The 14,775-nt window shown below is 63.9% G+C and carries 16 protein-coding genes; 8 read left to right on the forward strand and 8 right to left on the reverse strand.

The genetic code is table 11. The annotated features are described in order from the left end of the window. Nucleotides 1-9: 9 nt before the first annotated feature. The gene (locus tag A5788_RS18055) at nucleotides 10-837 is read right to left on the reverse strand and encodes an SDR family oxidoreductase (protein ID WP_064869083.1); all 828 of its coding nucleotides are present in this window, start codon (nucleotides 835-837) and stop codon (nucleotides 10-12) included. 245 nt (nucleotides 838-1,082) lie between these two features. Between A5788_RS18055 and A5788_RS18060 the strand changes: the two genes are divergently transcribed. From A5788_RS18060 to A5788_RS18095, 8 genes are all read left to right on the forward strand, one after another. Then, nucleotides 1,083-1,592 carry a DUF6230 family protein gene (locus tag A5788_RS18060; protein WP_064869086.1) on the forward strand — a complete coding sequence of 170 codons (510 nt, stop codon included), beginning with the start codon at nucleotides 1,083-1,085 and terminating at the stop codon, nucleotides 1,590-1,592. After that, nucleotides 1,586-1,912 (forward strand): DUF6114 domain-containing protein, encoded by a 327-nt coding sequence (locus A5788_RS18065; protein WP_064869089.1) that lies wholly within the window; start codon nucleotides 1,586-1,588, stop codon nucleotides 1,910-1,912. The genes A5788_RS18060 and A5788_RS18065 overlap by 7 nt, the downstream gene beginning before the upstream one ends. 25 nt (nucleotides 1,913-1,937) lie before the next feature. Further along, a complete protein-coding gene (locus A5788_RS18070) occupies nucleotides 1,938-2,504 on the forward strand; it encodes a MarR family winged helix-turn-helix transcriptional regulator (protein ID WP_064869092.1) in 567 nt (188 codons plus the stop codon). A 115-nt stretch (nucleotides 2,505-2,619) separates the two neighbouring features. Next, a complete protein-coding gene (locus A5788_RS18075; protein ID WP_064869095.1) occupies nucleotides 2,620-3,816 on the forward strand; it encodes a homogentisate 1,2-dioxygenase in 1,197 nt (398 codons plus the stop codon). A gap of 65 nt (nucleotides 3,817-3,881) precedes the next feature. Continuing rightward, a complete protein-coding gene (locus A5788_RS18080) occupies nucleotides 3,882-4,703 on the forward strand; it encodes a hypothetical protein (protein ID WP_156525555.1) in 822 nt (273 codons plus the stop codon). Continuing rightward, nucleotides 4,700-5,896 (forward strand): fumarylacetoacetase, encoded by a 1,197-nt coding sequence (gene fahA, locus A5788_RS18085; RefSeq protein WP_064869098.1) that lies wholly within the window; start codon nucleotides 4,700-4,702, stop codon nucleotides 5,894-5,896. Before A5788_RS18080 ends, fahA begins: the two co-directional genes overlap by 4 nt. Before the next feature lie 26 nt (nucleotides 5,897-5,922). Further along, a complete protein-coding gene (locus A5788_RS18090) occupies nucleotides 5,923-6,687 on the forward strand; it encodes a CoA transferase subunit A (protein WP_064869182.1) in 765 nt (254 codons plus the stop codon). After that, entirely contained in the window at nucleotides 6,684-7,319 is a 636-nt protein-coding gene (locus A5788_RS18095; protein ID WP_064869102.1) for a CoA transferase subunit B, read from the forward strand. The genes A5788_RS18090 and A5788_RS18095 overlap by 4 nt, the downstream gene beginning before the upstream one ends. Nucleotides 7,320-7,414: 95 nt before the next feature. Here the strand turns inward: A5788_RS18095 and A5788_RS18100 are convergent, their stop codons facing one another. Genes A5788_RS18100 through A5788_RS18130 form a run of 7 tightly spaced genes read right to left on the reverse strand, consistent with a single transcriptional unit; the run spans nucleotide 7,415 to nucleotide 14,765 of the window. After that, on the reverse strand, nucleotides 7,415-8,542 hold the full coding sequence (locus tag A5788_RS18100) for a thiolase family protein (RefSeq protein ID WP_197494479.1): 1,128 nt from the start codon (nucleotides 8,540-8,542) through the stop codon (nucleotides 7,415-7,417). Beyond that, entirely contained in the window at nucleotides 8,535-8,849 is a 315-nt protein-coding gene (locus tag A5788_RS18105; RefSeq protein ID WP_064869105.1) for a hypothetical protein, read from the reverse strand. Before A5788_RS18105 ends, A5788_RS18100 begins: the two co-directional genes overlap by 8 nt. Then, complete coding sequence (locus tag A5788_RS18110; RefSeq protein ID WP_064869109.1) at nucleotides 8,849-10,045, reverse strand: FAD-dependent monooxygenase; 1,197 nt, start codon at nucleotides 10,043-10,045, stop codon at nucleotides 8,849-8,851. Before A5788_RS18110 ends, A5788_RS18105 begins: the two co-directional genes overlap by 1 nt. Before the next feature lie 3 nt (nucleotides 10,046-10,048). After that, nucleotides 10,049-10,807, reverse strand: a complete 759-nt coding sequence (locus A5788_RS18115) for an enoyl-CoA hydratase-related protein (RefSeq protein WP_064869112.1) — start codon at nucleotides 10,805-10,807, stop codon at nucleotides 10,049-10,051. A 44-nt stretch (nucleotides 10,808-10,851) separates the two neighbouring features. Next, entirely contained in the window at nucleotides 10,852-12,381 is a 1,530-nt protein-coding gene (locus A5788_RS18120) for an AMP-binding protein (protein ID WP_064869115.1), read from the reverse strand. Between the two features lie 44 nt (nucleotides 12,382-12,425). Then, nucleotides 12,426-13,358 (reverse strand): PDR/VanB family oxidoreductase, encoded by a 933-nt coding sequence (locus A5788_RS18125; RefSeq protein ID WP_064869118.1) that lies wholly within the window; start codon nucleotides 13,356-13,358, stop codon nucleotides 12,426-12,428. Between the two features lie 12 nt (nucleotides 13,359-13,370). After that, nucleotides 13,371-14,765, reverse strand: a complete 1,395-nt coding sequence (locus A5788_RS18130; protein WP_064869121.1) for an aldehyde dehydrogenase family protein — start codon at nucleotides 14,763-14,765, stop codon at nucleotides 13,371-13,373. Nucleotides 14,766-14,775 lie beyond the last annotated feature (10 nt).

Below are 14,775 nucleotides of genomic sequence, written 5' to 3' on the forward strand. Positions count from 1 at the left end.
GGAGAACGGCTACCGCGGGTCGACGAAGATGTCGTACTCGATCGGGTCCTGCCCGCCGTAGATCGAGAAGTCGGTGACACCGTCCTCAGCCAGTACCTCGACGTCGAGGTAGCACCGGCCGGTCTGCGTGGAGTCCTTGGAGAACACGGCGACAGCGGCGTCGGCCATGATCTGCGGCGATCGGGAGTGCGCGACGGCTTCGTCACCACCGAGCAGGTTGCGGACCGCGGCGGTTGCGATGGTCGATTCCGGCCACAGGCAGTTGCTCGCAACGGCGGCGTCGGCATATTCGGCGGCGAAACCCATTGCCGCAAGCGTCATTCCGTACTTGGCCAGCATGTAGCCGGGGTGCTTGCCGAGCCACGCTGCGCTCATGTTGAGCGGCGGCGACAGCGTGAGCACGTGCGCATTCGGCGACTTTCGCAGGTACGGAAGACACTTCTGGGTGAGCAGGAAGGTCCCTCGGACGTTGACCTGCTGCATGAGATCGAACCGGTTTATCGGCAGTTCTTCGGTCGGCGTCAGGTTCAACACGCTCGCGTTGTTGATGCAGATGTCGACGCCGCCATAGGTGTCGGCGGCGATGTGCGCCGCGCGCGCCACGTCGTCGGCGTTGCGGACGTCACCGACCACACCGGTGGCAGCGCCGCCGGCGGCCACGATCTCCTCGACTGCAGTGTGGATGGTGCCCGGCAACTTGGGGTGCGGGGTATCGGTCTTGGCCAGCAACACGATGTTCGCCCCGCGCGCCCCGAGTGCGGTGGCGATCGCCAGGCCGATCCCTCGGCTGCCGCCGGAAATGACGGCGGTCCGCCCCTTGAATGCCTGATCAGCCATCCTGACCTCCTGTGATGTTGGTGAACTCAGTGATCGTCATGAACAGCCCGCCCGCGTGGCCGACCCGAACATTGACCGATCGTTCACTCGGCGTGTCGACGTGATTGTGCCATACCCAGTTCTCAGTGAGTTACGTGTCACCATTCTCCGACAGTGTGAGCAAGCCCGGACGGCCCGCCGGGGTCACCACCGGCAGGTATGCGTTACCTTCAGTCACATCAACAGTGGGTGACGGGAGGCGCGAGGTGCGCATTCGCAAACGCGTCGCAGCGACGGTGCTCGTGGCCGGGTTCGGGGCGGCCGCACTGTTGGGCACCGGCATCGCCCGCGGTGACCTGCCGATGAATATCGCGCTCTCCGGGCAATCCTTCACCGCGACGATCGGCAGCAAACCCGTCATGGCCGTCCGGCTCGGCACCGCCACTCTCACCGATCTCTGCCTTGCCATGGCCGCCCACAACATCCCCCTCGTCGGTGATGCGACGCTCATCATCCGTGCACCCGGTCCCAGTACCCACGCGGAAAACCTTGTCCTCGACGCCGATTCGCTGGGTGGTCAGATCGGGATCAAGAACTTGATCATCGGGGCCGACGTCTCGACCACCGATCCGCGCGCCGCGCAGCTCACCTCGGCCATCATCGCGGAGTCGTCGGCTCTGGTCGCCGCGCACGTCACCGCGACTGCCATCCGCGCATCATCGCTGCGGCTGGACAACTTTAGCGCCACGATCGACAAGGGTGAGCGCACATGCTGATCCCAGCCGGCTCCAGGCGCGAACGGTTTGCGCTTTGGCGACGTCTACGCCCCTTCGCCGGTGGCGTCTGGTTGGCGTTCTCGGCAGCCTTTCTCGCGTTGCCCGCAATCACTTCGCTGCACATCGGCGATGTGCTGGTGACCATTTCGACGATCGCGGGCGTGTCCACAGCACTACTGGCGGCGCTGATGGCGGTCTGCGCGATATCGGTTGTGACCAATGCCGCAGCCCGGGTGCCGGCTGGTGTGGCGGCGTTGACGCTGGTGTCGACGCCGGACCGGGCCGTCGACGACACCGCAACTGATTTATCCATGAACTAAATACATTGGCACTACAGTTGGCCTCATGACCGTGGACCAACCAGAGCAGGGCAGTCGGGAGCACGAGTCTGGCCCCGATGATCTCGACTTCTGGTCGTTCATCGAGCTTGCCCAGCGGCGCCTCTCCGAGGAGGTCGGCCCCGAGTATCTGCTGGCCACCCAGGTGCTACTCACCCTCAATCGCGCGGCCAACGTGGTGACCTACGATCTGGAGTCTGCCGTCCACCGGCCCCACGGTTTGTCCTGGTCGGCGTTCCGGTTGATGTTCGTCGTGTGGCTCGCCGGACCCGTTGAGCCCAAGACCGCAGCGCGCCTGACCGGTATGAGTCGCGCAGCGGTCTCCAATCTGACCAAGACGCTGGAGTCCGCCGACCTGCTACGACGCCGACCCGACGAGCACGACGGGCGATCGGTCCAGCTGTCGCTGACCGATCACGGTCGGGTCACCATCGAGCAGGTCTTCACCGAGCACAACGAACGCGAATTCGCTTGGGCAGGAGCACTCACCGAAGCCGAGCAGCGCATCTTGATCCTCCTGCTCGACAAGCTCATCACCAACCGCCGCCAGTTCGACGTTCGCGGCCGCAATTGACCTGACGCGCCACCGCGAGATCGGCAGTTGTCTCGCGCCGCAAAACTAGTTAATCTATGTACTATCTAGTGTGACTCAGAGCACGCTGGAGTACGTCGATCGAGGAGTAGTCGCCATGTCCTTCTACCGCCAAGTGGGCACCATCCCGCCCAAGCGCCATACCCAACACCGAACGCCGTCTGGTGAGCTCTACTTCGAGGAGTTGATGGGAGAGGAGGGATTCGCCTCGGATTCGTCGCTGCTCTATCACCGCACCATCCCGTCGGCCATCGTCGACGCGCAGGTTTGGGAGCTCACCGACCAAACCACCACCCCCAATCTCCCCCTCAAACCGCGGCACCTGCGGCTGCACGATCTGTTCCCGACCGATGGCCAGGGCGTGGACGTGGTGACCGGCCGTCGACTCATCCTCGGCAACTCCGATGTCCGGATCTCCTATGTGGTGGCCACATCATCATCGCCGTTGTACCGCAACACAACCGGCGACGAAATCGTGTACATCGAGTCCGGCAGCGCACGCGTCGAGACCGTCTTCGGCCCACTGAACGCGCGGCAAGGAGACTATGTCCTGATCCCGGCGTCAACCACCCATCGGTGGATACCCGAGGGAGTAGAACCATTGCGCGCGTATGCCATCGAGGCCAACAGCCACATCGTGCCGCCTAAGCGGTATCTCTCTCGGTACGGTCAGCTCCTCGAACACTCCCCCTACTGCGAACGCGACCTGCACGGCCCCGGCGAACTCATCACCGCCGACGGCACCGACGTCGACGTCTATGTCAAGCACCGCTCCGGCGGACGGGTCGTCGGAACCCGAATGGTCTACGCCCACCACCCCTTCGACGTGGTCGGCTGGGATGGGTGTCTCTACCCGTTCACCTTCAGCATCTTCGATTTCGAACCGATCACCGGGCGAATCCACCAGCCGCCACCGGCGCACCAGGTGTTCGAAGGCAACAACTTCGTCATCTGTAACTTCGTGCCGCGCAAGGTCGACTACCACCCGCTGGCCATCCCGGTCCCCTACTACCACTCCAACGTCGACTCCGACGAGATCATGTTCTACTGCGGCGGAGACTACGAGGCCCGCAAGGGATCCGGCATCGGTCAAGGATCGATCAGCATCCATCCCGGCGGTCACGCACACGGTCCGCAACCCGGCGCGTACGAACGCAGCATCGGCGCAGAGACCTTCGATGAGCTCGCGGTCATGGTCGACACCTTCGCTCCGCTCGAACTCGGCGAAGGCGCATTGGCCTGCGAGGACGCCAACTACTCGTGGAGCTGGGCGCGGCAGGGAGCGCTCACGTGAGACCCACCGCATACCGCGACGGCATCACCACCGAACTGTTCGCCGGACTCTTCGACGACGCCGCGATGTTCCCGCCGGGCAATAGCCCATTGGAAGCGGCGATCCCTGCGCACTCCGCCCACCGCAGTGAATCGTATCGAGATACCCTCGGCCCCTTCATCTTTCCCGCACCACGGCTTACCGAACTGGCGAATATGTTACATCCCGACGGTGAACTCTCGATGAGCCTGACGGTACCCGGCGGACCGACCACCCTCGACGCGGCGTTCGCACAACTCAGCAGCATCCGGTGGGTACGGTTGCGCGCCCTGGAGATCGTCGTCGACGAATCCCACAGTCCGGCATCATTGGTGACTGCGCTCGACGACATCGCAGCCACGCGGCCCGATGTGGAGATCTTCGTCGAGATCCCCCGAGACGAACGTCGAGAGTCATTTCTGCGCGCCCTGAGCGGCACATCGTTCGCAGCCAAGTTCCGAACCGGCGGAGTGCACGCCGACGCCTATCCCGATGAGGCCGAACTGGCCGCGGCCGTCCGCACCGTGGTCGGACATGACATCCCGTTCAAAGCAACAGCAGGGCTGCATCATGCAATCCGAAATACCGATCCGACAACCGGTTTCGAGCAGCACGGGTTCGTGAACCTGATGCTGGCCGTGCACCTGGCAGGCCAGGCCGCCGGCATCGACGAACTCATCGCGGTTCTCGGTGACCGCAACGGGAACCGCATCGCCGAACGCATCGCGACGCTCACCACCGACGAGATCGTCAACCTGCGCTCGCGGTTCCGATCATTCGGCACCTGCAGCGTCATCGAGCCTCTCGACGACCTCGCCGCTCTCGGCCTGCTGCCGACCTCCTACGTCCGCCAAGGAGCAACCCTGTGACCACTATCGACATCCCCGACGATTCACTGTTCGGTCTGGACAATCTGCCGTACGGTGTCTTCTCCACCGCCACCACACCACCGCGGGTCGGCGTGCGGGTCGCCGACACCATCATCGACCTGGCCCGCGCACTCAACGACGACGTCTTCGCCCACCCCAGCCTGAACCCCTTCATGGCACAAGGTCGTTCACGATGGACCGAAGTGCGGCAACAGGTCTCCGCGCTCGCGGCCGGCGACGTCGCCGACGATGCGCTCGCCGATGTCGCGCACACCACGATGCATCTGCCCATCGAGGTCGCCGACTACGTCGACTTCTACGCCTCCGAACACCACGCAACCAACCTGGGGCGATTATTCCGTCCGGACTCAGAACCGCTGATGCCCAACTGGAAACATCTGCCGGTCGGATATCACGGACGATCGTCGACCATTGTGGTGTCCGGCACCGACATCGTGCGGCCGCGCGGCCAACGCAAGATCGCCGGCGACGATCAGCCCTCGTTCGGCCCGTCGGTCCGGCTCGACATCGAAGCGGAGCTGGGCTTCATCATCGGCGTCGGTTCGCCGATGAACAGCCCGATCAGCCCCGACGAGTTCACCGATCACTGCTTCGGTGTTGTCCTTCTCAACGACTGGTCGGCCCGCGATATCCAGGCCTGGGAGTACGTCCCACTCGGACCCAACCTCGGCAAGAGTTTCGCGACGTCGATCTCGCCGTGGGTGGTCACGCTCGACGCCCTGGAGTCGGCCCGGGTCGCCACACCTACGCAGACACCAGCCCCCTTGCCTTATCTGCAGGGCAACCAGAAGTGGGGCCTCGATATCGACCTGGCCGTCGAATGGAATGGGGATGTGGTCTCACATCCCCCATATCGCGAGATGTACTGGTCGCCGGCGCAGATGCTCGCCCACACTACAGTCAACGGGGCCGCAGCCCGGACCGGGGACCTGTTCGGATCGGGCACCATCTCCGGACCGGACCGCGACCAACGTGGCGCCTTCATCGAGCTCACCTGGGGCGGTGCAGAACCCATCGCCGTGGATGGCCACAAACGGACCTTCCTCGAAGACGGTGACACCGTTTCGATCACCGCGTCGGCACTGGGCATCGGCGGCGGCCGCATCGGATTCGGTGAAGTGCGGGGAACCATCAGCGCATCGGCGCCGACCGAATCAGGGCCAACCCGATGAGCAACGACCCGCAGAGTACCGAACCGATGGGCAAGGTGTTCCCGTCTGCGGCGGCGGCCGTCGCTGACATCGCTGCCGGATCGTCGCTGTCAGTCGGCGGATTCGGACTGTGTGGCATCCCGAGCGACCTGATCGACGCGCTGGCCTCGCGCGGTGTCGGCGATCTGGAGATCTATTCCAACAACTGCGGCGTCGACGACTGGGGACTCGGAATTCTGTTGTCGGCCGGACAGATACGACGTATCACCGCTTCCTACGTCGGCGAGAACAAAGAGTTCGCACGTCAATACCTCTCCGGTGAGGTCGAGGTGGAACTGACCCCACAGGGCACCCTGGCCGAACGCATGCGGGCCGGCGGGGCGGGTATTCCAGCCTTCTACACACCGGCCGGTGTGGGTACCCCCATCTCCGAGGGGGGCTTGCCCTACCGGTACGCACCCGACGGCAGCGTCGCCGTCGCCTCGCCACGCAAGGAGGTCCGGATCTTCGCCGGACACGAGTACGTTCTGGAAGAAGCCATTCGATCCGATTTCGCCCTGGTGAGAGCACAATTCGGCGATACCGAGGGCAACCTCGTTTTCAACAAGGCAGCCATGAACTTCAACCCACTCGCCGCGGTGGCTGGCACGATCACCATCGCCGAGGTCGAAACACTCGTAGCCCCAGGTGAACTCAATCCATCGCAGGTCCATCTACCGGGAATTTACGTGCAGCGCATCGTAACGACCGCCATCACCGAGAAGCGCATCGAGAAACGCACGATCAGCGCGAAGGGGGAACCGTCGGCATGAGCTGGTCACGTGAACAGATGGCGGCGAGGGCCGCTGCCGAACTCAGCGACGGTGAGTACGTCAACCTCGGCATCGGGCTGCCCACCCTGATCCCGAACCATCTACCCGACGGGGTACGGGTAATCCTGCACTCGGAGAACGGGATTCTCGGCACCGGGCCCTACCCCACCAGCGACAACGTCGACCCGGATCTGATCAATGCGGGCAAGGAGACTGTCACCGTCAGACCGACCGCGTCCTTCTTCGACTCCGCCACCTCCTTCGGCATGATCCGCGGCGGGCACATCGACACCGCCGTGCTTGGCGGCATGCAGGTCTCACGCTGCGGTGACCTGGCGAACTGGATGGTTCCGGGCAAGATAGTCAAAGGCATGGGCGGCGCCATGGATCTCGTGCACGGCGCCCGACGCGTCATCGTGGTGATGGAGCACACCGACAAATCCGGTGCGCCAAAGATCGTCGACGAGTGCAGCCTTCCACTGACCGGGCGTGGCGTGGTTCATCGCATCATCACCGATCTCGCCGTCATCGACGTCACCAGCGCTGGACTCGTGTTACTGGAAACGGCACCGGGTGTCGGCGTCGACGAGGTGCGAGCCCGCACCGGGGCAGCCCTCACCGAAACTCGCTGAACAGGAGAGCGACACCACAGCAGGGCGGCTCGGCAATCATGCCGAGCCGCCCTATTCGTGTTCGCGATGAACCGGAGCGATGACCGATCCGGCGGTCAGTCGACGCTTCGCAGAACCTGCATCACGCACACCGATCCGGCGCCGAGCAGATGACAAACCCCGACCCGATCGCCGTGTTCGGCGAATCGTCGTCGAGTTTCGTGGATCTGGGCGACACCCGTACCGCCGCTGGCGTGCCCGCGTGCGAGCAGCCCACCGTCGGTGGACACCTCAGGCAGGCCGAAGCGGCGGCGTGAACCGGGACCGAACGCACCGTCGCGCAACAGCTTGTCGGCCTCACCAGGGCCCACGAACCCCATCAGCTCCAGGTATTCGAGTTCCTCGTTGGCGAAGGCGTCATGAACTTGCACCACATCCACATCACGGGGTCGTACGCCGGCTGCGTCGAAAGCCAGTTCGGATGTGCGCGTGGTCATCTCACGTGGCCCCACCACCGCTCCTTCAAAGGTGTGGTGCCGACCGTGGATCTCGCTGCGCAACACCGACGAGGCGAGTTCGGTTGTCGGAATGACCCCGATTTCTCGTGCTCCCTCGGCCGAGGCGAGCACGATTGCTCCCGCACCGTCACCCCACGGCGTACACATCTTTGAGTGCAGCTGTCCAGCAACTACTTTCGATGCGAGAATGTCGTCGACGGTCACTTCGGCGTCGGCCTGGCGCGCGGCGAGCGGGTTACTTCGCGCGTAGTTCCAGTTCTTCGCCGCCACCCGTGCCAGATCCTCGGCCGTGGTGCCGAACTCCTGTTCGCGCTGGGCTGCCCATAAGGCGAATTGGGTAACCGGCGGTAGGAAACCCTGCCGCGCGATTGCCTCCTGCGCGGACGTATCATATTCGGGCACATCGTAACCCAGGACGAGGACGACGTCGTGGTCGCCGGATCTGATGGCCATCCTCGCCTCGTGCACCGCGGCCAGTCCGCTGGCCGAGGCGTTGACCACCTGCTGTACCGGCACTCCGGTCAGACCGAGTTCCTTGGCCACGAAGACCGCGCGCGGGCTGGCACCAAGTGCGACGCCGGCCCACACGCCGTCGACAGCACTGAAGTCGATTCCCGCTTCTGAGAGCGCATCAGCAGCCACCTGCGCTGCCAGATGCCGGCCGCTGCCAGTCGGATGCTTGCCGAAAGCAGACACCGCCGATCCGAGTACATACACTTCACGCACGATCAAACCTCCTACCGCTCTCGGTCACCACGGCCCGATAACTCGCGCCCACCTCATGTGGTCCGGTACCGAGTTCGGTGATCAGTCGGACATCACCGGGGAGATCGACATAGCCGAAGCATCGATCGCCCGCGGAGACGAAAGCCGCAAGCTCGCCGGTGGAAGGCAGCTCGACGTCGTCGAGCCTGACCAGCTCCCCGTCAACGCTAAATGTTCTTTTCGGCCAATAGCATTGGCCGGTTCGAGGATCACGCGACCCCTCGAGGGTGGTGTCGGTGGCGTCGGTGGCTGTCGTGTCGCCAGCCATCAGATCTCCACCGTCACCGCGTCGTAACGGAACAGCCACTCGTACCGGTCGGAGACCTCGTCGGAGGCCCATTCCTTGGACACATAGTCCCGCGCGGCGACCGGATCGGCGAGAACCGGATTGTGAAAGCGCGCGATATTGGCCGTCGAGCCCTCGACGATCGCGGTGGTCCGATCGATTCGAGCCTGTTCGTAGGCGGTCAATGCCGCTGTAGTGTCGGCGATCTCGCTCAGCGCGCGAGCCAACACCATACCGTCCTCGACGGCCATACAGGCGCCCTGGGCAAGGAACGGCAGCGTCGGATGACAGGCGTCACCGAGCAGGGTCACCGAGCCCTTGCTCCATTGAGTCATGGTGGGACGCAGGTTGAGTGCCCACTTCATCGGCGTCGGGATGCCAGTGATCAATGCCTGGACGTCGTGATGCCAACCGGCGAAGTCGCGGGCACACTCGGCGTTGTCGCCGGCCGAGTTCCACGAATCCTGGCGCCAGTCATCACGTTCGACGATGCCAACGAAGTTCACCAGCTTCCCACCCCGCAGTGGATACTGGATTACGTGTCCGTGCGGACCAATCCAATTGGTGCCCTGCGGTTCTCGTAGAGCATCTGGCAGCGTGCCGGCATCGACAACACCGCGCCACGCCATGCACCCGGAGAAGGTGGCCTCGGTCGCGCCGAAGAGCTCACGACGAACTACTGAATGAACACCGTCGGCGCCGACCACCACATCGGCACTCGCTTGGGTGCCGTCGGCGAACTTCAAAGTGGGCCGGTCACCGGTCTGGTCGATACCGGTCAACCGCTTACTCAAAACCAGTCGGCCGGGAGCGATCTCGGCGAACGCATCGATCAGTACCGATTGCAGGTCGGCGCGATGCACCATCAGATAGGGGGAGCCGTACTTTTCCTGCGATACGGCGCCCAGGTCGAACAGTTTCCAGGATTCTCCACTGTCCCATAAGCGAACCCGCTTGCCCTGCGGCACCGAGGCCAGTGCCGCAATGCGATCGAGCACGCCCAGTTCGGCGAACACCCGGGTGGCATTGGCGGCCAGTTGAAGTCCGGCACCAACCTCCGCGAGCCGCTCGGTCTGTTCGTAGACGGTGACGTCGAATCCCCGACGGGTCAGGGCCAGCGCGGCGGTCAGACCGCCGAGCCCGCCTCCACATATCGCAATCTGGTTGTGTTGACTCATTGTTCAGTGTCCTTCGAAGCTCGGGCGGCGCTTCTCGAAGAAAGCAGTGGCACCTTCGCGCATGTCTTGGGTGGCGAACATCTGCTGATGCGCCATCTTCTCCATCTCCAGCGCGCTGTTCAGCGACACCTGCGTGCCGTAGCGGACCACCCGCTTGATCGTCTGCACCGTCAGCGGTGGCAACTTCGCGATCTTCTTGGCAATCTCGAGGGCGCGGTCCTCGGCACTACCGTCGACCACTTCACTGACCAACCCGAGTGACGCGGCGCGCTCGGCGTCGATGGGATCACCGGTGAGCAGCATCAGCATCGCCGGATAGATGCCGATGGCACGCGGAAGGTACTGAGTGCCACCAAGTCCGGGTACCAGGCCCACCTTGACCTCGGGCTGACCGAAGACCGCGTCGCGGCCGGCGATGATGATGTCGCCGTTCATCGCATACTCGCACCCGCCGCCGAGCGCATAACCGTTCACTGCGGTGATCACCGGCTTGCGGCAGCGCGCGATGCCGTCGGTGTATTCCGCGGTCATCCGGTCGACCATCGACGCCGCACCGAACTCACGCAGGTCACCGCCGGCCGCGAAATGGTCGCCGGTGCTGGTCAGTACCACGGCCAGGACCGAGGAGTCGGTGTCGAAACTGTTAAAGGCCTCGTTGATCTGGGCGCGCACCGCCGCGTTGAGGGCGTTGCGGACCTCGGGACGATTGATGCGCACCAACGCGATTCCGTCGGCGGGCTTTTCGATCAGGACTTCGTTCATGGGGCCCTCCCTGTCTGGTGGTTGATTGGTCAGTGGTGCAGCGCTCATCCGACGAGCGCACGCAATTTGTGTTTGGCGACTTTGCCGGCCTCCGACCGGGGGAAGTCGTCGATGACGAAGATCTCGCGCGGCACCTTGGTGGACGAGAGCTGTTCACGCAACTGCTCTTTGAGCCGATCGGCCACGTCGGATTCGGGATGATGCAAACTCACCGCCGCGACCAGACGTTCCCCGAAGACCTCGTCGGGCAGACCGAAGACAGCTCCGTCGCGAACGTTGTCGAGTTGCAGCAGGACATCTTCCACCTCGGCGGGGTACAGGTTGACGCCACCGGAGATGACCATGTCCTTCTTGCGGTCCTTGAGGAACAAGAAGCCGTCGGCGTCGATGAGCCCGATGTCGCCCGACCGGATCAAACCGGCGACGTCGAGATCGTTACGCTCACTGTCGCGGTTGCGGTAGGTGAAATCGGGATAAGTGGTGTTGGCGGCCGCGATCTCACCGATCTCACCGCGCGGCAAGATATTTCCGTCGGCGTCGACGATTTCGATCCGGCACAAGTCGAGTACGCGGCCGGCCGTACCCGGATGGGCGAGGTAGTCCTCGGCACCGGCATAGGTGACCGGGCCGGTCTCGGTGGACCCGTAGAACTCGTTGATCACCGGCCCGAACCATTCAATCATCCTGAGCTTCACCCCGATCGGACATGGTGCACCCGAGTGCACGATGTTGCGGATCGATGAGACGTCGTACTTCGCACGTACCTCGTCGGGAAGCGCGAGGAGTTTGATGAACATCGTCGGGACCATCCACATGTGGGTGATCCGATGCTCGCTGATCATCGCCAGCGCGGTCTCGGCGTCAAACTTGGGTAGGAAGTGGATCTCGCCACCAGTGCGGGCAGCGCCCATCGCCGAACGGATGTAGGCGGTTGGCGCGGAGTGATAGAGCGGGGCGACCAACAGTGTCCGCATACCGTCCTCACTCCCCCATACCGAGCCGACTGATGCGGCCTGGCGGGCGCGTGCCTCGTCATCGGAATGCTGACCGCGCACAACACCTTTTGGCTTCCCGGTGGTGCCCGAGGTGTAGACGACGGCCGGACGTGGCGCACGACGCGGACCCGACCACGGTGTCGCCGATGCCACCATCTCCGACCATCGATACACCGACCCACGCTCACCGATCACCGACGGCGACATCGACATGGCAGCCGCCGTCGGCTCCGGCAGGTCAACGATGACCAGCGGCAGATCCGACGTGGTCCCCGCCACGGCGGTCTGTGCCAGCGCATCGTGAGCAACGAGCGCGCTCAACGACGAATCCTGTTGAACATAGGCCAATTCCGCCGGAGTGCTGTGCCAGCTGAGTGGCACGGTGAAGGCTCCCAGATACGCCAGCGCCTCAGCGCAGATAAGGGTCTCGATCTCATTGACCATCAGCAGTCCGACGGCGTCGCCGTCACCGACGCCGAGTTCGGCGAACCCGGCGGCAATACGACGCGACACGTCATCGAACTCGCGATGGTCGACCACCCGGCCCAGGGAGTGGAAATCCATTCCACCTGAAGACATGTTGTTCCTTACTCTCATCACTTCTATTCCATGGACGCCCGGCGTCAGAGGTCGATCACCAGTCGGTTACCACGACATCCGGAGCAGCAGATCATCATTCGGTCACCGACCTCCTTCTCCTCATCGGTCAGCACGAAGTCCTGATGGTCGGGTTCTCCTTCGAGCACCGCCACTTCGCAGCTCCCGCAGGTACCCGACATGCACGAGTAGTCCGGGTCGACACCGGCCGCGAGGACCGCGTCGAGGATGGTGGAATCCTCGGGCACCTGGATCTCGATCTCCGAGCGCGCAAGCATGACCACGAATCCACCCGCCGCCACCTCGGCAACACTGAAGTCCTCTACATGTGCGCGATCGCCAAGTCCGTCGGCGTATCCCGAGAAGGCCGCGGTAATCCGTTCGGGACCACAGCAATACGCGCCGTCACTGGGTCCGAGTCCGGCCACCACCGCCGCCATATCCAGACGTTTGTCCTCGTCGGAGAAATAGAGATGAACCCGCCCGGGACGTTGCGCCTCCAGCTTCTCAAGCTCGTCGAGATAGGCAGCGGTACTGCGACTCTTGGCGCAGTAGTGCAGCACCCACGCGCGGTCGGCGGATTCGGCGTACTGGATCATGCTCCACAGCGGGGTGATCCCGATGCCGGCCGCGATGAGCACGTGCGTCTCGTCGTTCTCGTCGAGGGCGAAGTCGTTGGTTTGCTCGACGACGGTCAGCTGCGTTCCGGTTGGCAGCGAACACAACTCACGTGAGCCGCCACGTCCGTCGGCTTCGAGTTTGACCGCGATCTCCAGGTGTTTGCGCATCTTGGGTGCGTTGACCAGTGAGTAACTGCGCTCGATACCCGATGGCATCCGGAGGTTCACATGCATGCCAGGGGTGATCTCCGGGGCGTCACGTCCGTCGCATGGCTCCAGCGTCATGGCGTAAATGTCGGTGGCCAGCTCGTTGATGCGGCCGATCCTCACGTCGTACATATCTGTGGTTCCTCAGCTGCTGATCACACGTCGCTGGGTGAACTCGAGCAGTCCTTGTTGCCCGAATTCCACACCGACACCGGACAATTTGGCCCCTCCGAAGGGGACGTGCGGGGCCAGATCGGCGTGCTTGTTGACCCACACGGTGCCGGCGTCGATCCGGCGTGCGACCTCCCGCGCCCGCGTCACATCCGACGACCACACTGAGGCACCGAGCCCAAAGGTGGTGTTGTTCACCCGTTTCACCGCGTCGTCGAGGTCGTCGTAGACCACCACCGGCAGGATCGGGCCGAACTGTTCGTCGTCGACGATCTCGGTTCCCTCGGCGATGTCGGCAACGATGGTGGGTCGCAGGAAGTAGCCCGGCCCATCAATGGCCGTGCCACCGGCGACGATCCGGCCGTCGCGCGCAGCCGACTCCAGCAGGCCCAACAACTTCTGATACTGCTTGGCATTCTGGACCGGCCCGAGGTCGGTGGTCTCCTGGTGTCCGTCACCGACCACCGACGCCTCGGCACGCGTGGCCAGCGCCGCCACGAAAGCGTCGTAGTTCGCGCGATGTACATACACGCGCTTGATCGCCAGGCACACCTGACCGTTGTTGGTGAAGGCCGCACGGAAGATGCTGTCGGCCACCGGTTCCGGGTCGGCGTCGGGCAGCACCAGCGCACAGTCGTTGCCGCCGAGTTCCAGAGTGAGTCGCTTGACGGTGGCGCTGGCACCGGCCATCACGCGTGCACCGGTCTGGGTGGAGCCGGTAAAGCTCACCTTGCGGATAGCCGGGTGCGAGGTGAGTGCGTCCCCGAGATCGTTGTCGTCGACGATGATGTTGAGCACCCCGGCAGGCAGCAGGGGGGCGACCAGCTCGCCGAAACGCAGTGTGGTCAGCGGTGTTGTCGGCGCCGGTTTCACCACCACGGTATTGCCGGCCAACAATGCCCACGGCAGCTTGAACGCGATGGTGAACAACGGGAAGTTCCACGGGATGATCGCTGCGACCGGGCCAAGCGGCAGCTGCTCCACGACGACGTCGCGGTCAGGATCGGCGATGGTGGTCTCCGGGATCTCCAGCGTCGCGGCGTACCGGAAGAACGCGGCGGTGCCGCCGACCTCACGTCGCGCCTCCCGCAACGGTTTTCCCTGTTCGACGGTAATCAGTTCGGCCAGTTCATCGCTGTTGTCGGTGACGACCTTCGCGATGGCGGTCAACGCGTCACGACGTTCGTCGACGGAGGTCTGCGCCCACGCGGGGAATGCCTCCGCGGCGGCGTTGACCGCCTCGTCGAGTTGGCCTCGGGAAGCCCGCGGTGCGTGCGTGACCACCTCTTCGGTGGCCGGGTTGATCACCGGCAGTGTGAGAGCTCCCGGAACGAGCTTGCCGTCGATCAGCAGATTGTAGTCGTTCATTGTTCACCTC

The sequence above is a fragment of the Gordonia sp. 852002-50816_SCH5313054-c genome, assembly GCF_001665925.1.
In the GTDB taxonomy this organism is placed as follows: Bacteria; Actinomycetota; Actinomycetes; order Mycobacteriales; family Mycobacteriaceae; genus Gordonia; species Gordonia jacobaea.